Raw genomic sequence first — 23,339 nt, 5'->3', positions numbered from 1 at the left:
TTGGATAACAACGAAAATAAAAATCAGGAAACAGAGCTTGAAGAGGTAAAGACAGAGGAAGCTGTTGAAACGGCTGAGAAAGCTGTGGATAATGCTGATGAGGCAGAAGAAGCACAGGTAGAAAAAGAGCCTGTGCTGAGCTTTGAGTATGATGTGAAAAACGAGGAGGAGGAAAAAGCTTTTTTAGCCTTTCAGAAGAAATTCGTTTATGCGCATAACTGGAAGATAACAGCGGCTTTCGGCGTTGTTGCGGTGCTTTTTATAGTGTCCATAGTGAGAAACCCTTCGGGATATCTTAACTGGGTGCTGGCGTTCATATGCCTTGCAATAATCGTTCTCACATGGTATAACACTAGAAGAATAAGAAAATATCTTATGCAGGCACTTAAACCTCTTGAGGACGACAAGTATGTTTTCACCCTCTATGATGACAGCTTCAAAATAGAAACGCTGCCGACAGAAGAGGAAAAGCAGGAAGAGGACTTTACTCCTGTTCCACCGAGGATAGTTGGTTTTGAGGATATCTCACTGAACGTTTTGGAAAATGACGAGATGTTTATTATAATACTCAAAAAAGAAACTATTTATGTGCTTGCAAAAAGAGTTATGAACGAGCAGCAGCAGGAAACCCTGAGAAAAACTTTTTCAGAGCTGCTTGATAGCGATTATGAAATGATAGATAATAAATAAGAACAGGATATGTTCTTTTCAAAGTAAACCGAAAGGTTAAAAAGGAGTGGATAAAGTGAGCGATTATAACGTTATTGACACTGATGTTGAAGCGATAATGAAAGAATCTTTCATTCAATATTCAATGGCGGTAATTGTATCCAGAGCCTTACCTGATGTAAGGGACGGACTTAAACCTGTTCACAGAAGAATTTTATATACCATGTATGAAAATGGTCTTACACCTGATCAAGCTTACAGAAAATGTGCAGATACGGTCGGATCTGTGCTTGGTAAATATCACCCACACGGTGACGCATCAGTTTATGACGCACTTGTAAGACTTGCTCAGAAGTTCTCAATGAGATATCCTCTTGTTGACGGTCACGGAAACTTCGGTTCTGTTGACGGCGACCCTCCGGCTGCCTACCGTTATACTGAGGCTAAAATGGCTAAGATGTCAGTAAATATGCTGACAGATATAAACAAAACAACTGTTGATTTTCAGTCAAACTATGATGACAGACTGAAAGAGCCTGTTGTGCTGCCGTCAAGATTTCCAAATCTTCTCTGTAATGGCTCTGTAGGTATCGCTGTTGGCATGGCAACGAATATCCCTCCTCATAACCTTCATGAAGTTATCGAGGGCATGAAAACTGTCATGAAAAACCCTGACTGCACACTTGATGAGCTTATGCAGAGCATAAAGGGTCCTGACTTCCCTACAGGCGGTATCATCATGGGCAGGTCCGGTATCAGAGCGGCTTACGGTACTGGCCGAGGCAAGATAACACTGCGTTCAAAGACCTCTATCGAGGAGATAAAGGGCAGAAACTGCATTATTGTCACTGAGATACCTTACATGGTAAACAAGGCAAGACTTGTTGAGTCTATCGCTGATCTTGTTAAGGAAAAGCGTATCGACGGAATACATTATATAAACGATGAATCCGGCAAGGACGGAATGAGGATCGTTATTGAGCTGAAAAAGGACGCTAATCCGCAGGTAGTTCTCAACAAGCTGTTCAGCTATACACAGCTTCAGGATACTGTGGGCGTTATAATGCTCGCTCTTGTGAACGGTATCCCTAAGGTGCTGACCCTCAAGGAAATGCTTGAGCAGTATATAGACTTTCAGGTCGATGTTATCACAAGAAGAACTAAGTTCGATCTTAACAAGGCTAAGGAAAGAGAGCATATTTTAAAGGGTCTTGTTATCGCACTTGACAATATCGACGAAGTTATCGAGATAATGAAAACTTCTAAGAATATCCCGGAGGCTAAGCAAAGACTTAATCAGCGTTTTGGTCTTACGGATATTCAGGCAGACCATATTGCAAACATGACTCTCGGACGTCTGACCGGTATGGAAAGACAGAAGATAATCGATGAGTTGGCTGAGATCGAAGTCAAGATAGCTGACCTTGAAGATATTCTTGCAAATCATCAGAGAATACTTGATATAATCATTGAAGAGGTCGAGGCTATTCAGGATAAGTTCGGTGACGAGAGAAGAACTCAGATAGAAAATGTCAGCGGCGAAGTTGATATCGAAGATCTTATCCCTGTTGAGGAAAGCGTTGTGACCTATACAAATGCAGGATATATAAAGAGAATGCCTGTTTCAGAGTATAAGGCCCAGAAGCGTGGTGGACGTGGCGTAACGGGTATGAAACAGCGTGAGGACGATTATATCGACGAGCTTCAGACCTGTTCTTCACATGACAATATACTCTTTATCTCCAATAAGGGCATAATGTATAAGCTCAAATGCTATGAGCTGCCTGAGGGCTCAAAGTCTTCAAGAGGCACAAATATAGTAAATCTTCTTGAACTGGGCGAGGGCGAGAAGATAGCCGCAATGATAAAAACTGCCGATTTTGACGAGGGCAAGTATATCGTTATGGTAACAAAGAACGGCAAGATAAAGAGAACTCCGCTGACTTCCTACAGAAATGTAAGAAAGAATGGTCTTATTGCAATCGGTCTTGATGAGGGCGACGAGATTGCAGGAGTAAGAATGACCTTTGGCGACAATGAGGTCATCGTCGCAACGCATAATGGTTATGCTATCAGGATAAGAGAAACAGATATAAGAGAGATGTCAAGAGTTGCACACGGCGTAAAGGCTATAAAACTCAGGGGCAGTGACTATGTTGTATCAATGGCAAGAGTAAGAGAGGGTGCAAGCGTTCTCACTGTTGCAGAAAATGGTCTTGGCAGACGTGTTCCGCTGGAGTCTTATAAGGTACAGAACAGAGGCGGCTACGGTCTTATGAACTATAAGAGTGGCGGCGTATGCGGAATAAAGGTCGTTGATGATGAAGATGATATCATCATGATATCCACAGACGGCATTGTTATCAGAATAAGAGCCTGCGATATCAGCATGATGAGCAGATACTCCCGTGGCGTAAGACTTATGAGAGTCGGCGAGGACGGCAGAGTGGTTTCATTCACAAGAACTGAGCATGACGATGATGTTGAAACAGCAGAGGTAGAAAAGGCTACTGCCGAGGAGATAGCAGAGGCTCAGGCTGAGGAAAATGCTGAGGTCATTGAAGATAATACCGAAAGCGTTGAGAATGAGGATTCTGAGAACACGGAAGAATAATATAAAAATCAAGTAAAAACAAAATAAACGGGCGAACACTGTTTGCACCTACATTGACTAAAAAATTAACGGACGGCTAAAAACCGTCCGTTTTTGTATTTCAGGCAACAAAAAAAGGTGAGCGGCACATGACCGTTCACCTTTTTGCATATCAAAATTACTTTGTTATCTTGTCCTTGCCGCCCATGTACATTCTCAATGGCTCAGGGATATTAACTGTTCCGTCAGCATTGAGATTGTTTTCGAGGAATGCGATAAGCATTCTTGGAGGAGCAACAACTGTGTTGTTAAGAGTGTGAGCAAAATACTTTGTGCCGTCCTCTGCCTTTATTCTTATGCCAAGACGTCTTGCCTGTGCGTCGCCAAGATTTGAGCATGAACCAACTTCAAAATACTTCTTCTGTCTTGGGCTCCATGCCTCAACGTCACAGCTCTTTACCTTGAGGTCTGCAAGGTCGCCTGAGCAGCACTCAAGTGTTCTTACAGGGATATCAAGTGAGCGGAAGAAATCAACAGAATTCTGCCACAGCTTGTCATACCATGCCATGCTATCTTCCGGCTTGCAGACAACTATCATTTCCTGCTTTTCAAACTGGTGTATTCTGTAAACGCCTCTCTCTTCGATACCGTGTGCGCCAACTTCTTTTCTGAAGCATGGTGAATAGCTTGTGAGAGTCTTTGGAAGCTCACCCTCTGGAATGATAGTGTCAATAAATCTGCCTATCATTGAATGTTCAGAAGTACCGATGAGATAAAGGTCCTCTCCCTCTATCTTGTACATCATGCCTTCCATTTCAGAAAAGCTCATAACGCCTGTAACAACGTCTGAACGTATCATGTAAGGAGGAATGAAATATGTGAAACCTCTGTCTATCATGAAATCTCTTGCATATGAAAGAATTGCAGAATGAAGTCTTGCAATGTCGCCCATAAGATAATAGAAGCCGTTTCCTGATGTTCTTCTTGCACTGTCAAGATCAATGCCGTTAAAGCTTTCCATAATGTCAACGTGATATGGGATCTCATAATCAGGAACAACAGGCTCTCCGAATTTTTCAATTTCTACGTTCTCACTGTCGTCCTTGCCTATAGGAACGCTTGGGTCGATTATGTTAGGGATAACGAGCATTCTCTCACGTATCTTAGCTTCAAGCTCCTTTTCCTTTTCAGCCATAGCGTCAAGCTCAGCACCGATAGTGGAAACCTCAGCCTTTACTTTCTCAGCTTCGTCCTTCTGACCCTTAGCCATAAGACCGCCTATCTGCTTGCTCATTACCTTTCTTTTATTTCTCAGCTCGTCAGCCTTTGTCTTGGCTGCTCTGTATTCCTCGTCAAACTGAGCCACCTCGTCAACAAGAACGAGCTTTTCGTCCTGAAACTTCTTTTTGATGTTTTCCTTGACAAGCTCAGGATTTGTACGGATAAGCTTAATATCTATCATTTTACATACTCCTTTTAGCTGACGCAAAAAAAATTCCTTACGTCGCAATATTTATCCTTTTAATAATATCACTAAAAGGAGATTTTGTCAAGACAAAGCCCCTTTAAAACAGGCTTTTGAAACAGGTTTTGAGAGAACTTTTTTCATAGATGAAATACTATCATAATATAAGTAACAGTGCGAATTTCATAAAAACTATTGACATTTTGTATCAAACGTTTTATAATTATAAGGTGAATGTGTTCGTTATGGGTGTATTGTGCCCTGACGGCAGAAAAGCCTCTGGGCTTAATAAATTTATCAGGAGGATTAAAGGTGCGAAAAGTTAAAAAACCCGTGTTTTTTATCGTGCTTTTGTGTATAATTGCATTTGGTTATCTCACTTATGCAGGAATACATACTCAGTACGGAGATATAAAAACAAGCTATATCAAGGGCGTTGAAGATATTCGCTGGGGTATCGATATTCAGGGTGGCGTAAATGCTACGTTTGAACCTGCCGATAATTACGACGCTACAAAGGAAGAAATGGACGCTGCAAAGGCTGTTATCGAGCAAAGACTTGTAAGCCTTAATATCACAGACAGCGAGGTCTATGTAGACTATAAGAAAAATAAGGTAATGGTTTCATTCCCATGGCAGGCTAACGAAGAAAGCTTTGACCCTGAGGCTGCCGTTTCTGAGCTTGGCGAAACTGCTAAGCTTGTATTCAGAAAGGGTAAAGAAGAAAAAGGCGAGCAGGTGCTTACAGGAAATGACGTTAAAAAGGCTGAGGTAAGACAAACTCAGGACGAAACTACAGGAAATATCAAGTATGTTGTAAGCCTGACACTCAATAACAGCGGTAAAAAAGCTTTTGCCGATGCTACAACTGAGCTTGCCGGAAAAGGTTCTATCTCTATCTGGATGGACGATAAGTGCATTTCTGCCCCAAGCGTAAATTCAGCTATCACTGACGGCGAGTGCGTTATCGAGGGCAACTTCACATATGATTCTGCAAAAGCTCTTTCAGATAAGATAAATGCAGGTTCTATCCCATTTGACCTTAAAACAACAAGCACAAACATCATCTCACCTACACTTGGCGAGGGTGCAAAAAATGCAATGGTCATTGCAGGACTTATCGCATTTATCGTTATCGCTGCATATATCATCGTTATCTATAAGCTGCCGGGCTTTGTTGCGTCTATCGCACTTATAGGTCAGGTAATAGGTTCTATTGCTTGTATCACAGGCTTCTTTGGAAATATCGACAGCTTTACGCTGACTATCCCTGGTATCGCAGGTATTATCCTTTCTATCGGTATGGGCGTTGACGCTAACGTTATCACAGCCGAGAGAATAAAGGAAGAGCTCAACAACGGCAAGACCCTTAACGGAGCTATAGAGCTTGGCTATAAGAGAGCATGGAGCGCCGTGTTTGACGGAAACATCACAGTAGTATTCGTTGCAATAATCCTTATGGGTGCCTTCGGACCTACAGACAGCGTTTTCGGAACACTTCTCAGCCCTGTATTCTCAGTATTCGGCGCAAGCACAGCAGGTACTATCTATTCACTGGGATATACTCTCCTTGTAGGTATCCTCCTGAACTTTGTATTCGGTATTTTCTGTTCAAGACTTATGCTTTCGTCCCTCTCAAAGTTTAAGTGCTTTAAGAAACGCAAGCTTTACGGAGGTGCTGAAATAAATGAGTAAAGAAAGAAAGACCCTGAATGTTGTGGGTCACAGCAAGTTATTTTATTCCATATCATGCGCACTTATCGCAATTTTTATCATTCTTACATTCGTTATAGGTCTTAACGTGGCTATCGAGTTCAAAGGCGGTACAGTTTTGACTTATACTTACGAGGGTGATATAAAGACTTCTGACGTTTCAAATACCGTTTCTGACAGTATCGGAGATAAATGTACAGTAACTCTTGGCGAAAACACAGGAAACGCAGGAAAGACAGTAGAAATAAAATTCTCATCAACAAAGGGTATAAGCGATGATAAGCAGAATACCCTGAAAACAGCTCTTGAAAAGGACTTTCCTGATAATAACATAGAAGTTTACGAGTCAAACGATGTTGCAGCTTCAAGCGGTATGAACTTCTTCTTCAAGTGCCTTGCTGCTTGTGCACTGGCAATGGTCATCACTATCATTTATATCGGCTTCAGATTTAAAAAGATAGGCGGTATATCAGCAGGTGTGTTCTCAGTAGTTGCCCTTGCACACGATATGTGCATGGTCTATGGCTGCTTTGTAATATGCAGATTTGACATCAACGCAAACTTTATGGCAGTTCTGCTGACTATCCTTGGATATTCTATCAACGCTACTATCATCATTTACGATAGAATCAGAGAGAATGAAAATCTCCTTGGCAACAAAATGGAGCTTGAGGATCTTGTAAACCTCTCCATTACTCAGACAATGGGACGTTCTATCCATACAACTGTTACAACAGTTCTTGCTATGGCTACAGTTTGTATCGTCTGCATAATCTGCGGAGTAACATCTATCCTGAGCTTTGCTTTCCCACTTATCATCGGTATGATATCAGGTGTTTATTCTTCTAACTGTATCGCACCTACACTGTGGGTACATTGGAAAAAACATCAGGCAAAGAAGTCACATTCAGGTTCAAAAACAGGCAGCGCAAAGAAAAAGGCTTCAAGAAGATAAAATTTTATGGACGGTATGTTATGATATAATCCCCTTAGAGTAGACACATGAAATAATAAAATGGTGTAACTCTAAAGGGGGTTATTTTATGTCAAAGAAGAAATCACTTACAAGTGAAGAACGTGTTGCAGCAGTACAGGAATACCTCGATGGTAAAGGTGGATACAAGGCAATTGCCAGAAAATACAACATAGGGGCTACAACGATGAAAAGAATGGTATGCCGAGCTAAAACCGAAGGAATCGAATTCGTTGCAAAGGCATCACCGTATCGACACTATACCAATGAAATAAAAGAAGCAGCAGTAGAAGATTACCTCAATGGAAAAGGAAGCTTAACAGAAATATGTATAAAGTATAAAATCTCAACGGATATTGTCCTCAGAAGATGGATTTCATGGTATAATAATGGCAAGAGATTTAAAGAGCATAAACGCTCAGAAAGAGGACTTGCCATGAACAAAGGTAGAAAAACCACACAGGAAGAACGTGCGGAAATTGTTGCCTTCTGCATTGAAAATAATAAGAACTACACCCTGACAGTTGAAAAATATAATATTTCTTATCAACAGATATATTCATGGGTAAGGAAATATGAAATAAATGGTGTAGAAGGACTGATTGACCATCGAGGAAAATCAAAAAAACAAGAAGACCTTACAGAAGCTGATCGTCTTCGTATGGAGAACAAGATATTACAAGCAAAGCTTAAAGATCAGGAAATGGAAATTAAACTGTTAAAAAAACTCAGGGAGCTGAGAGGGGGCGGTCACTGAACGGAGTACGAAACGTGGACAAGTATATTGCAATCAAATACATGAATGAAGCAGAGCATTATCCGATTCAGAAGCTCTGCGCTGCTGTACACGTTGCACGCTCGGCTTACTACAAGTGGCTGCATCGGACACCAAGCCATAGCCAGAAGATCAATGAGCAGCTTGTAGAATGGATCAAACAGCACTATGAGGAGCGCAACGGCATCTTAGGTTATCGTCAGATGACGGTCGTGATCAACCGTGAGCATGATGTACATTTCAACAAGAAGCGCATCTACAGACTGATGCAGATTCTTCATCTGAAATCTGTTACCCGTGTCAAGAAGAATACATATATTCCATCAACGCCGCAAATCACAGCGGAGAATATTCTGAACAGAGATTTCCACGCAGATAAGCCGAACGAAAAATGGCTTACAGATGTAACTGAATTTAAATATTACGTAGGAACAGAGATCAGAAAACTGTATCTCAGCGCAATTCTTGATTTGTATGACAAACGAATTGTAACATACAAAATTATGGAAAGCAATAACAACGAACTTGTGTTTCTACATTTGACGAAGCTGTTCGATTGAATCCTGATGCTCACCCAATCTTCCACAGTGACCGTGGCTTTCAGTATACCAACAAATTATTTCATCAAAAACTGACTGATGCAGGAATGATACAAAGTATGTCCCGTGTTGGGAGATGCATCGACAACGGACCAATGGAGGGTTGGTGGGGAATCTTAAAATCGGAGATGTATTATCTTCGCAAGTTTACGGATAAGACCGAACTGATTTCAGCGATAGAGGAATACATAACCTATTACAACACAAGGCGTTACCAGATCAAACTGAGCAGCATGACACCTATGGAATACCATGAAGCGTATGCTGCTTAGCTGGTCGGTGGGTGCCGCGGCAAGCACCTTTCTCCGTTCGTCGCTTCGCTCCTCACTCCAAAAGGTGCTTGCCATTTGCTAACAACAAAGCAGCCTGCACAAATTGCACAGACTGCTTTTAGTCACAACATAGAATATTTTTGTTTTTTGCGCTGTCTACTTGACAGGGGGCGGGTCATTAAACATATCGTCCATTTTTTATATGATATTCTATTTTTAACACTCCATATCATGGATAAGTCCGCAGTTTCGCATGGAGATAGTTCCGTTATTGCCTGTTATATAATGGTCAAGAACTGTCACGCCTAAACATCTCATATATCTCATGACCTCACGGGTGAGAGTAACGTCCTCCTGAGAGGGGGTGTTGGGTGAGTCAGGGTGATTGTGGGCAAGGATAACAATATCAGTGCCGCTGTTGAGAACGGCTTTTGTAAGCTCACGAAAATCAACAGGGGTAAATCTCGCACCGCCTGCGGATATGTCTGTTACGCTCTTTATGTGAAAGCCAGAGTCGATACAAATTACCTTGAACTTCTCCTGCTTTTCGTTTCTGAAACAATTATTTACAAAACTCAGCGCCGCAGATATGTTTCTAATGTCTATCCTGCTGTCTGTGACAGTGGAGCAGTAGTTTATAAGCTCTCTGAAAAATAAAAGTGAGTTTGCAGAGCTTTCGCCCATGTCCTTTACCGAAGAAAGCTCCTCCACAGAAGCGTTAAGAACGCTGTTTAAGCTTCCGAACTTTTTTATAAGCTCGTGCGCAATATCATTGGTGTTCTTTCTCGGCACAATGTAAAATAAAAGCATTTCAAGTATCTCATGCTCGGAAAAGCCCTTGAAATTTCCCGATTCTTTGAAACGCTTTCTCATTCTCTCTCTGTGACCGCCGTGGTCTGCTTGACTGCTCATTTTATCACCTCTTATACAAGTATAAAATATCCGCACTTTTTTGTCAATAAAAAACCATTGTGACTTTATTCTTTACAGATAATTTCAGCAAGAGGGTAAGCCAATAATATTTAGAAAATTTTATTAATAGATCACAAATAGCGTAAAATGCTAAAAAAACCTTCAGAAATATCAAAAGTGTCTGTGCGAAATGACGTTGAAAAAGGTTGTTTTTTTATGATATAATGAAATGGTAACTATTATATTATGGAGATGTTTTTATGACAGACCTGACGGTGGGAAAACCGTGGACCGTGCTGTGGAAATTTTCCCTGCCTATGTTCGTGAGCGTGATATTTCAACAGATGTATTCCATTTTCGACAGTATCATAGCAGGAAAATTTGCAGGCGAAGACGCTCTTGCGGCAGTTGGTGCGTCTTATCCTATAACAATGATATTTATGGCGTTTGCAGTGGGAAGCAATGTTGGCTGTTGTGTGGTGATATCTCAATTCTTTGGTGGAAAAGAGTTCTCAAAGGTAAAAACTGCGTCAACTACTACTATAATTTCATGTACGGTACTTGCGACAGTGCTGACAATCTTCGGACTTGCGTTCTCTACTCCTCTTATGAGAATGATAAACACGCCCGATAACATCTTCCGTGACGGCGAGCTTTATCTGAAGATCTATATCGCAGGTCTTATCTTCCTGTTTCTTTATAACGTGGGTACAGGTATTTATAACGCAATGGGTGACTCGAAAACACCATTGTATCTCCTTATCGGCTCATCAGTTGGAAACGTTGTCCTCGACTATGTGTTCGTGAAGTTCTTTAAATGGGGTGTGGCAGGCGTTGCATGGGCTACTTTTATCGCTCAGGGAGTGGCTTGCGTGTTCTCACTGCTTATTTTGGTGAAGAAAACCGCAGAAATTAAAACAGAGGATAAACCACCGCTGTTTTCAGGAAAAATACTTAAAAAGATAACGCTCTATTCTATACCTAGTATTTTACAGCAAAGCTTTATCTCAGTGGGAAATATCTTTGTGCAGTATCTTGTAAACAGCTTCGGCTCGTCTTGTATCGCAGGATATTCTTCTGCAATAAAGCTAAATACCTTTGCTATAACAAGCTTTACAACGCTTTCTAACGGGCTTTCAAGCTTTGTTGCACAGAATTACGGTGCAGGAAGGAACGATAGGATAAAAAGCGGATATAAAGCAGGACTTGTTATCTCGGCTATCGTGGCAGTGCCTTTTATACTCTGCTTTTTCTGTATGCCAAAAACTATGATAAATCTGTTTCTTGACGACGGCGGAACAAAAGCCGTTGAGATAGGCACAACATTTTTGAGAATAATATCGCCTTTCTATGTGTTTGTGGGCATAAAAATAATGTCAGACGGAGCACTCCGTGGTAAAGGTGCAATGCAGTATTTTATGATATCAACTTTTACGGACTTGATACTCAGAGTAGTGCTTGCGTTCGTGTTGGCAAGACCATATGGGTCAACGGGAATATGGCTGTCATGGCCGATAGGTTGGCTTGTGTCAACAGTGCTGTCAGTGGTGTTTGCGAGAGTGAAAGTGATGAAAAACGAATTGAATGAGGAATGAGGAGTGAGGAATGAGGAATGGCAAAGCCAAACTGAGCTAAGCACCAATACAAAGTAAAATTCGCAAAGAGCGCAGTGATTTTGCGGCATAACAAACCATGGCGTAAACCTTGGCTAAAACAACGTAACTCCGATTAGCAAAGACTAAATTAAAAAAAAGTTCTCAATAATGATGTTGACAAGTTTAATTAAATGTTGTATGATTATAAGAATAATAAATTAAGAATTCAAAATGTTTGCGGGAGGTTAATTTATGCTGGATACTAATGTAAACAATAAGTTTGGTAAAGAGGGTCTTACCTTTGATGACGTTCTCCTTATCCCGGGCGAGTCGGATTGTACACCTGATATGGTGGATATCCATACACACCTTACTAAGGATATAGTCCTCAATACACCTATAATGACATCTGCTATGGATACAGTCACAGAGTCAAAAATGGCTATCGCTATCGCAAGAGAGGGCGGTATCGGTATTATCCATAAGAATATGACTATCGCTCAGCAGGCAGAAGAGGTGGATAAGGTAAAGCGTTCCGAAAACGGCGTTATCGTTAATCCTTTCTCTCTTACAGCCGATAAAACTGTTGCTGAAGCTGATAAGCTCATGGGCAAGTATAAGATCTCCGGCGTGCCTATAGTCGATAAGGAAGGCAAGCTTGAGGGTATCCTCACTAACAGAGATCTTAGATTTATCACTGATTTTGAAAATATCAAGATCGGTGACGTTATGACTAAGGAAAACCTCGTTACTGCTCCTGTTGATACGGATCTTGAAGGCGCTCAGAAAATACTTATGAAGCATAAGATCGAGAAGCTTCCTCTTGTTGATGCAAACGGCGTTCTTAAGGGTCTTATCACTATCAAGGATATTGAAAAGGCTGTTCAGTATCCAAATTCCGCAAGAGATAAAAAGGGCAGACTTCTTTGCGGCGCTACTATCGGCATGACTAACGATATTCTTGAAAGAGTTGCCGCTCTCGTTGAAGCTCAGGTAGACGTTCTCGTTCTTGACTCTGCTCATGGTCATTCTATGAACGTTATAAATTGTCTTAAAAAAGTTAAGGCCGCTTTCCCTGATACACCGGTTATTGCAGGTAATATTGCTACTGCCGAAGCCGCCAGAGCGCTCTGCGAAGCAGGTGCTGACGCTATAAAGGTCGGTATCGGCCCTGGTTCTATCTGTACTACCCGTGTAGTCGCTGGTATAGGTGTTCCTCAGGTCACTGCAGTTTATGATGCTGCTTGCGCTGCTGCTGAGTATGGCATTCCTGTTATTGCTGACGGTGGTATCAAGTATTCAGGCGATATCGTTAAGGCTCTTGCCGCCGGTGCAAACGTTGTAATGCTTGGTTCACTCCTCGCAGGCTGTGACGAAGCTCCGGGCGAAACTGAGATCTATCAGGCAGACAGTTCAAGGTATACAGAGGCATGGGTTCTCTTGCCGCTATGAATAAAGGCTCAAAGGACAGATATTTCCAGACAAACTCAAAGAAGCTCGTTCCAGAGGGCGTTGAGGGTCGTGTGGCTTATAAGGGTCCAGTTTCAGATACTATCTTCCAGCTCGTTGGCGGTATCCGTTCAGGTATGGGCTATTGCGGTTGTCATACTATTGCAGAGCTTGGCGAAAAGGCTAAGTTCATCAGAATAACAGGCGCAGGTCTTAAGGAGTCACACCCACACGATATTTATATCACAAAGGAAGCTCCAAACTATTCCGCAGGAATCTAATAGAATTTTATATACAAAAAGAGCAGAGATCTCGTTTCTCTGCTCTTTTTTTGCCTTATTTTGTAGGGGAAAACAGCGTTCGCCCACAGTTTCAAAGTTTTTTTCTGAAAAAACTACTCCATAAATTCTCCTAAAAGACCACTTGCAATTGCTACAGTTTCAGGACATGGACGCTTCTGATAGTATTCTTTTGTGCGCTTTGCAGGGTCAGGGTCACTAGGTCCGCTCAGACCAAGAAGCTCACGGCAGATGATAGTGTCAGAGCCAAGCTCTTCCTTGAAACGCTTTGCAAAAAGCTGAACACGCTCATAATCTTTGCCCTTTGCCGCTCTGTCACTGCCTATGGTGTTGCCAAATTTCAATCCAAGCACCATGACTGCACCTGTAAATGCTCCGCAGACCTCTCTCATTCTGCCTATTCCGCCGCCAAAGCCCGAAGCTATCTTGTATGCAGTTTTGCTGTCAAGTCCGATATCCTCAGCCCATGCGCCTACCACCGCCTGTGAACAGTTGTAGCCCTCCATGAAAAGAGCTTTTGCTGCCGCTGCTTTTTCCTTATTCATTAAAAAAACTCCTTTTTTGTCATATATTGATCTTCATTATAGCACAGCTTTAAGTTTTTTTCAAGACGTATTATTGGTTAGTATAGTCTACGTCAAATTGCATAAAATTTTGCCATAAAATTTTGCAATATTTTTATATTGTTAGACGAAACTAACCTATTGACAAATGTACACTAATGTGGTATACTTTAATCACAGCAAGGGAAAAGCTGCAAAGAATAACGCAGATAAAGCGAAAACGCTGGTCTGTGGAAAAGTAAAAAAATGATATCTAAATAAGGAGGACAAAAATTATGTCAAAGTTTGTATGTTCAGTATGCGGTTATGTTTATGAGGGCGAGGCTGCTCCAAAGGAGTGTCCAATCTGCCACGCACCAGCAGAAAAGTTCAATAAAGTAGAAGAAACAGCTATCACATGGGCTGACGAGCATAAGGTAGGCGTTGCAGAGGGTCTTGACGAGGAAGTAGTTGCAGGTCTCAGAGAGAATTTCAACGGAGAGTGCTCTGAGGTAGGTATGTATCTTGCAATGGCAAGAGTTGCTTACAGAGAAGGTTATCCAGAGGTAGGTATGTACTATGAGAAGGCAGCCTACGAAGAGGCTGAGCACGCTGCTAAGTTCGCAGAGCTTCTGGGCGAGGTAGTAACACCTTCTACAAAGAAGAATCTCGAGATGAGATATATGGCTGAGAACGGCGCTTGCGAGGGCAAGATGAAGCTTGCTAAGAGAGCAAAGGAGCTTGGCTATGACGCTGTACATGACACTGTTCATGAAATGGCTAAGGACGAAGCAAGACATGGATGCGGCTTCAAGGGTCTGCTTGACAGATATTTCGCTAACAAGTAATTTATCTTAAAATAGTATAAATTAAAGATTACGACGAATTTTTCCCGAAAAAGGCGGAGGTATTTGAAAAAATACTTCTGTCTTTTTGTTTTATAAAGCCGTTATAAAGGCTCAAATCTATTGCAAATGACGTAAAACTGTGGTATAATATTTTAGTATGATAAAATAACGCTTTAGGAGATGATAGTGTGATAGAAACACTGGCTGCGGAAACTGCGACCTTGCAGAACGTTTATGCCCCCTTGCCTTTCAAGGTGCATATGATATTCTGCGTTATCGCTACGCTTTTATATATAACTCAGTTCATAAGGAAAGGCTCTTGTCATTATCTTACATTAATGATAGCTATCGACCTTACTATAGTTACTCAGTTTACCACAAAAAGCTTTGTTATCGGTATGCTTTTCGGCGCAGAGGTAGCGCTTCTTGCGGCAACAGCTTTTATTTCCCATAGGTTTGCTAAAAAGCAGAAAGCTTTGGAGAATGCCGGGGAAAAGTCGGAAACTGCTCAAAAGGAAGATGAAGAATGAAAATAGTTATACTTGACTCTGAAACAGTTTCAAGAAACGATGTGTCGCTGGAGGGAATAACAGTCCTTGGTGAAAGCATTGTTTATGGTTTTACACCAAATGAACAGGTCGCAGAAAAGATAGGTGACGCTGACGCTGTTATATGTAACAAGTGCCTTATAACAGAGGAGGTATTCTCAAAGTGCAAAAACCTGAAATACGTCGGTCTTTTTGCAACGGGATATAATAATGTTGACCTCTCTGCCGCAGACAGGCATGGTGCGGTGGTCTGCAATGTGCCTTCCTATTCAACAAATGCGGTGGCACAGCATACTTTTGCACTTATCCTCAACTATTTCAGCAAGATAAGAGAATATGCCGAGAAAGTTGACGAGGGCGGCTGGGTGAATTATAAGCTGTTTTCATATTTTGGTATCCCTACCTATGAGCTTGCTGGAAAAATCATTGGTATAGTAGGCTATGGCGACATAGGAAAGAAAGTTGCTGAGATAGCAAGAGCGTTCGGCATGAAGGTCATCACCTTTACACGCTCACCCCAGAAAATTATTGACGGCACGCCTGCGGTAAGCCTTGAAGAACTTCTAAAGACCTCTGATATAGTAACTCTCCATTGTCCTCTTACAAAGGATAATGAGAAAATGATAAATGCCGAAAGCTTGGCATGATGAAAAAGTCAGCCTTTTTCGTCAACACTGCAAGGGGCGGTCTTGTGGACGAAAAGGCTCTTGCACAGGCTCTTGAAAATGAAGTCATTGCAGGGGCAGGAATTGATGTTCTCACAAACGAGCCAATGGGTGAAGACTGCCCTCTCAGAAACGCAAAGAACTGCACTGTTACCCCGCATATAGCGTGGGCGCCAAAGCAGACGAGAGAAAGGCTTCTTGAAACTGTTGCGCAGAACTTGAAAATGTGGATAGAGGGTACGCCACAGAATATTGTCAACGGAAAATAACAATAAGGACATGATAAAAATGATAGATATGACAAAAAAGAAAAGAGTTGTGGTAAAGGTAGGAACTTCTACTCTTACTCACAGCACGGGCTTCTTAATATACGCCGTGTGGAACAGCTCGTTAAAACTCTTGCCGATCTGCAAAATGCAGGACATGAGATAATCCTTGTATCAAGCGGTGCGGTGGGTCTTGGCAGAGCAAAGCTGGGCATAAAGGAAAGACCCAAGGACACTCCCACAAGACAGGCTTGTGCGGCGGTGGGTCAGTGTGAGCTTATGTATCTTTACGATAATCTTTTCTCTGAATACAGCCTTAATGTGGCTCAGCTTCTGCTTACAAAGTATATTCTTCTGGAAGACAGAAAGATAAACGTGCAGAACGCCCTTAACCGCATCATAGAGCTTGGTTCTATCCCTATTGTGAACGAGAACGATACAGTATCTATAGATGAGCTGGAGCTTGAAATGGGCGAGAACGATTCTCTTGCGGCAAATGTTGCGGTGCTTGCTAATGCAGATCTGCTTATAATAATGTCTGATATCGAGGGACTTTTTGACAAAGACCCTCATAAGTATGATGACGCTGAGCTTATCCCTGTTGTGCCAGAGATAACGGAGGAGATAAAGGCTATTGCAGGGGGTGCAGGTTCTTCACTTGGCACAGGCGGAATGGCGACAAAGATAAAAGCCGCTGAGATATGCAAAAATGGCGGAATAGATCTTATCATAATGAACGGCAGAGATCCAAGACATTTGTATAAGGTATTTGAAAATAAACCTATAGGAACACTTTTTACAGCTAACGGGGAGGTATAGTAAAAATGAGTTACATCGATATTTTGGGACAGAAAGCAAAAGCTTGCAAAAAGGATATCGCCTTCGCTTCAACAACACAGAAAAATGACGCACTTCTTGAGATCGCACATATCCTGAGAGTTTGCAAGGACGATATTATCGAAGCAAACAAGGTGGACCTTGAAAACGGCAGAATGAGGAAAATGTCAGAAGCAATGCTTGACAGACTTGCACTTAATGACAGCCGTATAGAGGGCATGGCAAAGGCTTGCGAGGAGCTTGCACAGCTTGACGACCCTGTGGGCGAGGTAGTTTCAGGCTCAACAAGACCTAACGGCATGAAGATCGAGAAAGTAAGAGTGCCAATGGGCGTTATAGGCATTATTTTTGAAGCCAGACCTAACGTTACTGTAGACGGCGCTATACTTTGCCTTAAAAGCGGAAACGCTGTTATACTCAGGGGCGGAAAGGAAGCAATAAACTCAAACAAAATGCTTGCTGACCTTATGAGAAAGGCTGTCGAAAGGGCAGGCTTCAGCCCTGATATCATTCAGCTTGTGGAGGATACTGACAGAGGCATCGCTCTTGATATGATGAAAGCCAATGATTATATTGATGTCCTTATCCCAAGGGGAGGCGCACAGCTTATAAAGGCTGTTGTACAGTCTGCCACTGTGCCTGTTATCGAGACCGGCACAGGAAACTGTCACGTTTATGTTGACGCAAGTGCGGATATAAAAATGGCTGTGAACATTGTTGATAACGGCAAGACCTCACGTCCGTCTGTATGCAATGCAGTTGAAAGCTGTCTTGTTCACAGGGATATTGCGGAGGATTTTCTCCCGAAGCTTAAAGAAAGACTTGACAAGCACCACGTTGAGATAAGAGGCTGTGAGCTTACAAGGCAGATACTTGGTCCTGAGAACGTTACTCCTGCTGATGATGACGATTATGCAACAGAGTTTCTTGACTATATAATCTCTATCAAGGTCGTTGACGACATGGCGGAAGCCCTTGAACATATCGACAGATTTTCTACAGGACATTCTGAGTGTATCGTTACGGAAAGCCTTTTTGCCGCACAGGAATTTCAAAAGCGTGTTGACTCAGCGGCAGTATATGTAAACTGCTCAACAAGATTTACAGACGGCGGAATGTTCGGTCTGGGTGCTGAGATAGGCATTTCCACTCAGAAGCTTCATGCAAGAGGTCCTATGGGTCTTAGAGAAATGACCACCACAAAGTATCTTATCTCTGGAAACGGACAGATAAGAGAATAGATATTAATGAGGAGTTAGGAGTGAGGAATGAGGAATGAAGGTATCGCCTGCGGCGATGATTTCTCTGTATGGGCGACCTTTGGTCGCCTGTCTGCTCTGATACTTTGATATATTACAAAAAAGAGGTAATTATAATGATAAAAGCTATGAATATTTCTTATGAGATAGGCGATAAGCTTTATCTCAACATCACAAACAAGTGCCCATGCAACTGCACATTCTGTATTCGTCACAACGGCGACGGTGCATACGGCTCTGACCCACTGTGGCTGGAACATCAGCCTACTGCCGAAGAGGTAATAGACAACATCAAAAAGCGTGACCTTGACAGCTACAAGGAAATTATTTTCTGCGGCTATGGTGAGCCTACCTGTGAGCTTGAAATACTCAAAGAAACTGCAAAGTATATAAAATCTGTTACAAAGACACCTGTAAGGATCAACACAAATGGTCTTAGCGACCTTATCAACAAGCGTGAAACTCCTGCTGAGTTCAAGGGACTTGTTGATATAATCTCAATAAGCCTTAACGCTTCTGACGCAAAGGCTTATGACGAGGTAACAAGACCGTCATTCAAGGGCGTGAACTGCTTTGAAGAAATGCTCTCTTTTGCAAAAAGAGTAAAAGAGTTCGTGCCGGAGGTAATGCTCACTGTTGTGGATATAATCGGCGAAGAGGAGATAAAAAAATCTCAGGCGGTTGCTGACAGCGTGGGTATACATCTCAGAGTCAGAGAATATGTTGATTAACATTTTGTAAACAATATATTAAGTTTTATATTTGCTCAATATTCCGTTTTCAGCAAACATCTAAGTGATGTCGGAACAATAACCGAGTGCTGAAAACGGATTTTTTTGTTCGATAATAAAAAGAAAGCTTGGTAGAAAAAATGGAAAAGGAAAAGATAAGACGTCTTGTTTTGCAGGCAGGACAGGGTGACAGAGCAGCTTTCGGCGAGCTTTACGAAGAAATGGGCAGGTCGGTATATTTTAACTGTCTTAAACTTCTTGGAAATGCTCAGCAGGCAGAGGATATAACTCAGGACACTTTCATGAAAGCTCTTGAAAAGCTTGACAGCCTTAAAGAGCCTGAGAATTTCTCAGCATGGGTAAACCGCATTGCAATAAACAACTGCAAAATGTATTTCAGGAAAAATCCCCGCATTGCGGAGGAGGAGTCGGAAAAGATAATCGACGATACGCCCGACAGCGAGCTTATCCCTGACGATTATGCCGACAAAGAAGAAAAACGCAGGATAATAATGAACATTATCGACACCGCTCTCACTGACGAACAGCGTCAGACAATAATACTTTTCTATTTTGATATGATGAGCGTGGCTGAGATAGCAGAGATAATGGAATGTTCTGTTGGCACTGTCACTTCCCGTCTTAGCGCTGCAAGAAAGAAGATAAGGGAGGCGGTGCTTATTTACGAAAAGAAAAACAATGATAGGCTTCATGCTGTTATGCCTATACCTGTTCTGTCAAAGATATTTATGCAGGAATGTCAGCATTTGAAGCTGCCTGAATTATCCGTTTTCAGCAACACGGCAGCCGCCGAGGATATTGTTTCCGAGAAAAAACCAACAATGAGAAGATCGGGAGGAAAAGGTATGTTTTCAACAGTAAAAGCAAAAGTGATAGCAGGAGTAGTTGTATTGGCAGTAGTTGGCGGAGGTATCACAGCGGCAGTGCTTGCAAACAGAGATAGGACGGCAGATACTGATAAGCCAAACACAGCCGTTCAGACAGACGCACAAGGTGACGTGAATGAGCAGGAGATAGAGAATAAGCTAAACGAACTTGATGAAAATACTGATAATGAAGATGATGTTACTGGCGATGCTGCAAGCGGTGTAGATTCTGACGGAGAGCCTGAAATGGCTGTTTACACTGTTTCTGACGAGATAAAAAACGCCGGCCTTTCGTCAGGTCTTGTTCAGCTCAACGGTGATATCATGCAGGTTGGCGGATATGAAAAGACCTCTGACTTCTGTGCAAAATATGCCGATGAATATGACATTATGTACAGCGACGGCACATACGAAGAGAAAAAGGACGAGATGCTTAATTATTTTGTGGGCAAAGACGGTCTTTTAACTGGCGAATGGTGGGATATATATTCCCTTACTCTTATCCCAAAAAATGAGCCGAAGGGCGACCAGATAACTGTCTATGTGACAAATCTAACAGCCCCAGACGGTCAGGTATCTCTGGCAGACAGCTATGTGGTATGGGCTGAGGAAAAACCTATGTCAAAGGATATCTACACCCCTGCGTGGATACCGACCGGTATGCCTGCAAGATTGAGCAGTGATGTGTTGAGCACCAAAAAGCTCGATGAGATATATGACAACATAGACGATTACTCAGCACAATCAGTGCAGGATATGCTTGCTTCTCAGGGCATCTCAAAGGGCGAGAACAGCATTTCAGGAAACTATCTTTCCTATGTTTACTCACAGGGCGATATGTCAATGAGCGGAACATACTGTGTGAACAGCGACACTGACCCTGATGTTTTCGTTGCATATGTTGCAGGAGAGAAAAATGCCGCAGGGCTTACACCTCTCTACAGATATCATTTTGCCTTCGATACAAATTCAAAAAAGCTTTATGAAAGCAGAATGTATCTTGCAGGTATGTTCTGAAAAAACTATCCCTCACATTTGTGGGGGATATTTTTTTGCTCGTTGACAGGCATTTTGCTATGTGATATAATTATTTCGGCAATATTATAATAATAAATATTAATTATATGTAAACTATGTATGAAGATTTTGAATTTGCTCAACAAATCGTCTGCGTTTTGCATCTAACTAATGTCGGGACTGATAAAACAGCGGACGAGAAAACGGCAATTCGGAAAGAAAGAGCAGGTCAAAAACATGGAAAAAGATGATATCAAAAAGCTTGTATTGCAGGCGGCACAGGGAAACAAGGCGGCGTTCGGTGCGCTTTATGAAGAAACGGGCAGAACAGTGTATTTTAGCTGCCTGAAGCTTCTTGGCGACCCACAGCTAGCAGAGGATATCACTCAGGAAACTTATCTTACAGCCCTTCAAAAGCTTGGCACTCTTGCACAGCCTGAGAATTTTCCAGCATGGGTAAATAGGATAGGGATAAATCTCTGCAAAATGCACTTTAGAAACAATGCCGCCCCTGAGGACAACTCAGAGGAGATAATAGAGGAAATCCCTGACGAGGGGCTTATCCCTGAGGAATATGTGAGCAATGACGCTAAAAGAAAGATAATAATGGATATTATCGACACTGTTCTCACAGAAGAGCAAAGGCGTTCGGTGATACTGTATTATTTCGATATGCTCACAGTGCCTGATATAGCAGAGGTAATGAACTGCACCACAGGTACAGTAACTTCCCGCCTTAGTGCCGCAAGAAAAAAGATAAAGGAGGCGGTGCTTATATACGAGGAAAACAACAACGACAGACTTCATGCTGCCGTGCCTGTATTTATTCTTTCAAAGCTTCTTAATAAAGAGGCTTCAAACACCGTTCTTCCGAAACTTACCGTTTTCACAGGCTCTGCCTCAGCCGCTAATGCAGTTCCCGATAGCGTAACATCAACAAAAACTATATCGGGAGGAAAAGTAATGTTTTCAACAGTAAAAGCAAAGGTAATAGCAGGCGTTTGTGCCGCAGCAGTTGTGGGCGGAGGTATCACAGCGGCGGTCGTGCTCAGCTCAAACGGCAGTAAGGATAATGATAATGATGACGGCGTGGTCGTTGTGACTGAGTCACAAAAAAGCAGTGAAAGCAGTTCGGCTGCCGATAATAAAGCTGATACGGCAGGCAATAACAGTGATAAGTTCTGGATAACAGGCTTTAAAGGGTCTGATCCGTCAGATACTTTGCCTCAGGATATTTTCGGAAGCAAAATATCAGTGCCTGTTGACCTTAGTGCCATAGACGGCGGCAATGCTGCTATGGAATTGTACGGCGACGATATTGGCAAATCCGGTGATATTATGAGCATCGATAAAATGGTAGGTGAAAACACTAACGTTGAGATAACCTTCGTTTCATCAGATGAGAGCCAAACAAAATACGACCTTATCAGTGGAAACCCATTTGACCGTGACGCAAGCGTGGCTGACATTTTAAAGGAAAACAGCTGGAGCGTTACAATACCTTTGGAAGAGGCTGTTGATACCTCCGACTGGGAGTATGAAAGCTACGGCAGCTACAGCAATAAAGAAGATCTTGATAAAATAATCGACAAAATGGGCTGTCCTACAAGCATTTATATGAACAGCGAATATGACGGCATGGACGATTACAAATGCTATACAATGTATTGGGAGAATGTTGACTATACAATTTCACTTACCGTGGTGGAAACATATAGTAATTATGAAGAGTATGACGTAGTGCTTGATGACTTCTCGGTTTCCGATTTCACATACTACAGCAAAAACTATCCGCAGGAAGAAATACACGAAAAAGACGGAGAGGCTGTTTTCACATCTGAGTATACAGGCATAACAACACCGGGCGAGAGCACTGTAAACACTGATGAGAACAGAGTAAAGGTATATGATGACCTCAAGGCACTTGACCTTACTTCAGACGCTGTTCTGCCAAAGGATATAAGCGTAAGCTATAAGGGCATAGACCACGTTTTCACAGGCAATGAGCTTATTGATGATGTAAGAGCAGAAATGGTGGATACCCCTGACGATGAATACGATTCTGCTCTTTGCTACGGAAAAACAAGCTCGACTGTGGATAATATCATCATCTTCGACTTCTGGCTCAACAGCGATCATACCCTCCATAAGATAAGAATGAGTTTCACCACCGAAAGCGACTGCTCAATATTCGGTATAACAAAAAATTCAACTCCTGAGGAAATGGCTGCGATCCTAGGCACACCTGAGGTCAGCGACAGAAACGGCAAAGATCAGTTTCTTGATTGGAAGAGCGATTCCATGAGCGTGAACGCATATTACTATGACGGCGTTTTGCAGTCTATACAGGCTTACTTTGAAAGCTAGGCGGCTCATATTTGACAACATAAGCGGTATGTGCTATAATATTTTATATTAATGCTTT

18 protein-coding genes and 2 pseudogenes are annotated in these 23,339 nt (G+C 42.1%); 17 read left to right on the top strand and 3 right to left on the bottom strand.

Annotation, left to right across the window (positions count from 1 at the left end):
- Both DW793_RS01755 and gyrA read left to right on the top strand, forming a co-directional pair.
- Window positions 1-690: a YcxB family protein gene (locus tag DW793_RS01755; RefSeq protein WP_118156895.1), complete on the top strand. Its 690-nt coding sequence runs from the start codon at window positions 1-3 to the stop codon at window positions 688-690.
- A gap of 46 nt (window positions 691-736) precedes the next feature.
- Window positions 737-3,283 (top strand): DNA gyrase subunit A, encoded by a 2,547-nt coding sequence (gene gyrA / locus DW793_RS01750; RefSeq protein WP_118156894.1) that lies wholly within the window; start codon window positions 737-739, stop codon window positions 3,281-3,283.
- Window positions 3,284-3,440: 157 nt separating this feature from the next.
- On the opposite strand, the gene serS is transcribed toward gyrA, so the two are convergent.
- Window positions 3,441-4,724, bottom strand: coding sequence for a serine--tRNA ligase (gene serS / locus DW793_RS01745; RefSeq protein WP_118156893.1), 1,284 nt, complete (start codon window positions 4,722-4,724; stop codon window positions 3,441-3,443).
- Between the two features lie 315 nt (window positions 4,725-5,039).
- Here serS and DW793_RS01740 point away from each other — a divergent pair, with 315 nt between their 5' ends.
- From DW793_RS01740 to DW793_RS01720, 5 genes are all read left to right on the top strand, one after another.
- Window positions 5,040-6,422, top strand: coding sequence for a preprotein translocase subunit SecD (locus DW793_RS01740; protein ID WP_117856982.1), 1,383 nt, complete (start codon window positions 5,040-5,042; stop codon window positions 6,420-6,422).
- Window positions 6,415-7,395, top strand: a complete 981-nt coding sequence (gene secF, locus DW793_RS01735) for a protein translocase subunit SecF (RefSeq protein ID WP_117863640.1) — start codon at window positions 6,415-6,417, stop codon at window positions 7,393-7,395. Before DW793_RS01740 ends, secF begins: the two co-directional genes overlap by 8 nt.
- An 88-nt stretch (window positions 7,396-7,483) precedes the next feature.
- Complete coding sequence (locus DW793_RS01730; RefSeq protein ID WP_118156892.1) at window positions 7,484-8,170, top strand: helix-turn-helix domain-containing protein; 687 nt, start codon at window positions 7,484-7,486, stop codon at window positions 8,168-8,170.
- A gap of 14 nt (window positions 8,171-8,184) precedes the next feature.
- On the top strand, window positions 8,185-8,748 hold the full coding sequence (locus tag DW793_RS01725) for an IS3 family transposase (protein ID WP_118156891.1): 564 nt from the start codon (window positions 8,185-8,187) through the stop codon (window positions 8,746-8,748).
- 98 nt (window positions 8,749-8,846) lie between these two features.
- Window positions 8,847-9,059, top strand: a complete 213-nt coding sequence (locus DW793_RS01720) for an IS3 family transposase (RefSeq protein WP_181988263.1) — start codon at window positions 8,847-8,849, stop codon at window positions 9,057-9,059.
- A gap of 216 nt (window positions 9,060-9,275) precedes the next feature.
- Here DW793_RS01720 and DW793_RS01715 read toward each other — a convergent pair whose 3' ends face one another.
- On the bottom strand, window positions 9,276-9,971 hold the full coding sequence (locus DW793_RS01715) for a JAB domain-containing protein (protein WP_022287199.1): 696 nt from the start codon (window positions 9,969-9,971) through the stop codon (window positions 9,276-9,278).
- A 260-nt stretch (window positions 9,972-10,231) separates the two neighbouring features.
- Between DW793_RS01715 and DW793_RS01710 the strand changes: the two genes are divergently transcribed.
- Window positions 10,232-11,566, top strand: coding sequence for an MATE family efflux transporter (locus DW793_RS01710; protein ID WP_118156889.1), 1,335 nt, complete (start codon window positions 10,232-10,234; stop codon window positions 11,564-11,566).
- 252 nt (window positions 11,567-11,818) lie between these two features.
- A pseudogene (gene guaB, locus DW793_RS01705) lies at window positions 11,819-13,296 on the top strand (IMP dehydrogenase).
- 113 nt (window positions 13,297-13,409) lie between these two features.
- Here the strand turns inward: guaB and DW793_RS01700 are convergent.
- Complete coding sequence (locus DW793_RS01700; protein WP_118156888.1) at window positions 13,410-13,859, bottom strand: C-GCAxxG-C-C family protein; 450 nt, start codon at window positions 13,857-13,859, stop codon at window positions 13,410-13,412.
- A 293-nt stretch (window positions 13,860-14,152) separates the two neighbouring features.
- Here DW793_RS01700 and DW793_RS01695 point away from each other — a divergent pair, with 293 nt between their 5' ends.
- The 8 genes and pseudogenes from DW793_RS01695 to DW793_RS01660 all read left to right on the top strand — a co-directional run bounded on the left by DW793_RS01695 (window position 14,153) and on the right by DW793_RS01660 (window position 23,281).
- On the top strand, window positions 14,153-14,704 hold the full coding sequence (locus tag DW793_RS01695; protein WP_118156887.1) for an NADH peroxidase: 552 nt from the start codon (window positions 14,153-14,155) through the stop codon (window positions 14,702-14,704).
- 188 nt (window positions 14,705-14,892) lie between these two features.
- A complete protein-coding gene (locus DW793_RS01690) occupies window positions 14,893-15,234 on the top strand; it encodes a hypothetical protein (RefSeq protein ID WP_117877510.1) in 342 nt (113 codons plus the stop codon).
- A pseudogene (locus DW793_RS01685) lies at window positions 15,231-16,186 on the top strand (D-2-hydroxyacid dehydrogenase). Before DW793_RS01690 ends, DW793_RS01685 begins: the two are co-directional and overlap by 4 nt.
- Window positions 16,187-16,294: 108 nt before the next feature.
- A complete protein-coding gene (proB, locus tag DW793_RS01680) occupies window positions 16,295-17,002 on the top strand; it encodes a glutamate 5-kinase (RefSeq protein ID WP_390624594.1) in 708 nt (235 codons plus the stop codon).
- A 5-nt stretch (window positions 17,003-17,007) separates the two neighbouring features.
- The gene (locus tag DW793_RS01675) at window positions 17,008-18,261 is read left to right on the top strand and encodes a glutamate-5-semialdehyde dehydrogenase (RefSeq protein WP_022287219.1); all 1,254 of its coding nucleotides are present in this window, start codon (window positions 17,008-17,010) and stop codon (window positions 18,259-18,261) included.
- Window positions 18,262-18,395: 134 nt separating this feature from the next.
- Window positions 18,396-19,010, top strand: coding sequence for a TIGR04100 family radical SAM protein (locus tag DW793_RS01670; RefSeq protein ID WP_242989158.1), 615 nt, complete (start codon window positions 18,396-18,398; stop codon window positions 19,008-19,010).
- A 140-nt stretch (window positions 19,011-19,150) separates the two neighbouring features.
- Entirely contained in the window at window positions 19,151-20,914 is a 1,764-nt protein-coding gene (locus DW793_RS01665; RefSeq protein ID WP_118156886.1) for an RNA polymerase sigma factor, read from the top strand.
- A 237-nt stretch (window positions 20,915-21,151) separates the two neighbouring features.
- A complete protein-coding gene (locus tag DW793_RS01660; protein ID WP_181988262.1) occupies window positions 21,152-23,281 on the top strand; it encodes an RNA polymerase sigma factor in 2,130 nt (709 codons plus the stop codon).
- The last annotated feature ends 58 nt before the right edge of the window (window positions 23,282-23,339 follow it).

The sequence above is a fragment of the Ruminococcus sp. AM31-15AC genome, from assembly GCF_003462045.1.
GTDB classification, from domain to species: domain Bacteria; phylum Bacillota; class Clostridia; order Oscillospirales; family Ruminococcaceae; genus Hominimerdicola; species Hominimerdicola aceti.
This window is presented reverse-complemented; position numbering and strand designations above follow the sequence as displayed.

What these genes read in the sequence shown, in the direction of transcription:
- serS (WP_118156893.1), bottom strand. Translation starts at nt 4,724, where the DNA reads ATGATAGATATTAAGCTTATCCGTACAAATCCTGAGCTTGTCAAGGAA.
- secF (WP_117863640.1), top strand. Translation starts at nt 6,415, where the DNA reads ATGAGTAAAGAAAGAAAGACCCTGAATGTTGTGGGTCACAGCAAGTTA.
- DW793_RS01730 (WP_118156892.1), top strand. Translation starts at nt 7,484, where the DNA reads ATGTCAAAGAAGAAATCACTTACAAGTGAAGAACGTGTTGCAGCAGTA.
- DW793_RS01720 (WP_181988263.1), top strand. Translation starts at nt 8,847, where the DNA reads ATGTCCCGTGTTGGGAGATGCATCGACAACGGACCAATGGAGGGTTGG.
- DW793_RS01715 (WP_022287199.1), bottom strand. Translation starts at nt 9,971, where the DNA reads ATGAGCAGTCAAGCAGACCACGGCGGTCACAGAGAGAGAATGAGAAAG.
- DW793_RS01710 (WP_118156889.1), top strand. Translation starts at nt 10,232, where the DNA reads ATGACAGACCTGACGGTGGGAAAACCGTGGACCGTGCTGTGGAAATTT.
- DW793_RS01700 (WP_118156888.1), bottom strand. Translation starts at nt 13,859, where the DNA reads ATGAATAAGGAAAAAGCAGCGGCAGCAAAAGCTCTTTTCATGGAGGGC.
- DW793_RS01695 (WP_118156887.1), top strand. Translation starts at nt 14,153, where the DNA reads ATGTCAAAGTTTGTATGTTCAGTATGCGGTTATGTTTATGAGGGCGAG.
- DW793_RS01675 (WP_022287219.1), top strand. Translation starts at nt 17,008, where the DNA reads ATGAGTTACATCGATATTTTGGGACAGAAAGCAAAAGCTTGCAAAAAG.
- DW793_RS01670 (WP_242989158.1), top strand. Translation starts at nt 18,396, where the DNA reads ATGATAAAAGCTATGAATATTTCTTATGAGATAGGCGATAAGCTTTAT.
- DW793_RS01665 (WP_118156886.1), top strand. Translation starts at nt 19,151, where the DNA reads ATGGAAAAGGAAAAGATAAGACGTCTTGTTTTGCAGGCAGGACAGGGT.
- DW793_RS01660 (WP_181988262.1), top strand. Translation starts at nt 21,152, where the DNA reads ATGGAAAAAGATGATATCAAAAAGCTTGTATTGCAGGCGGCACAGGGA.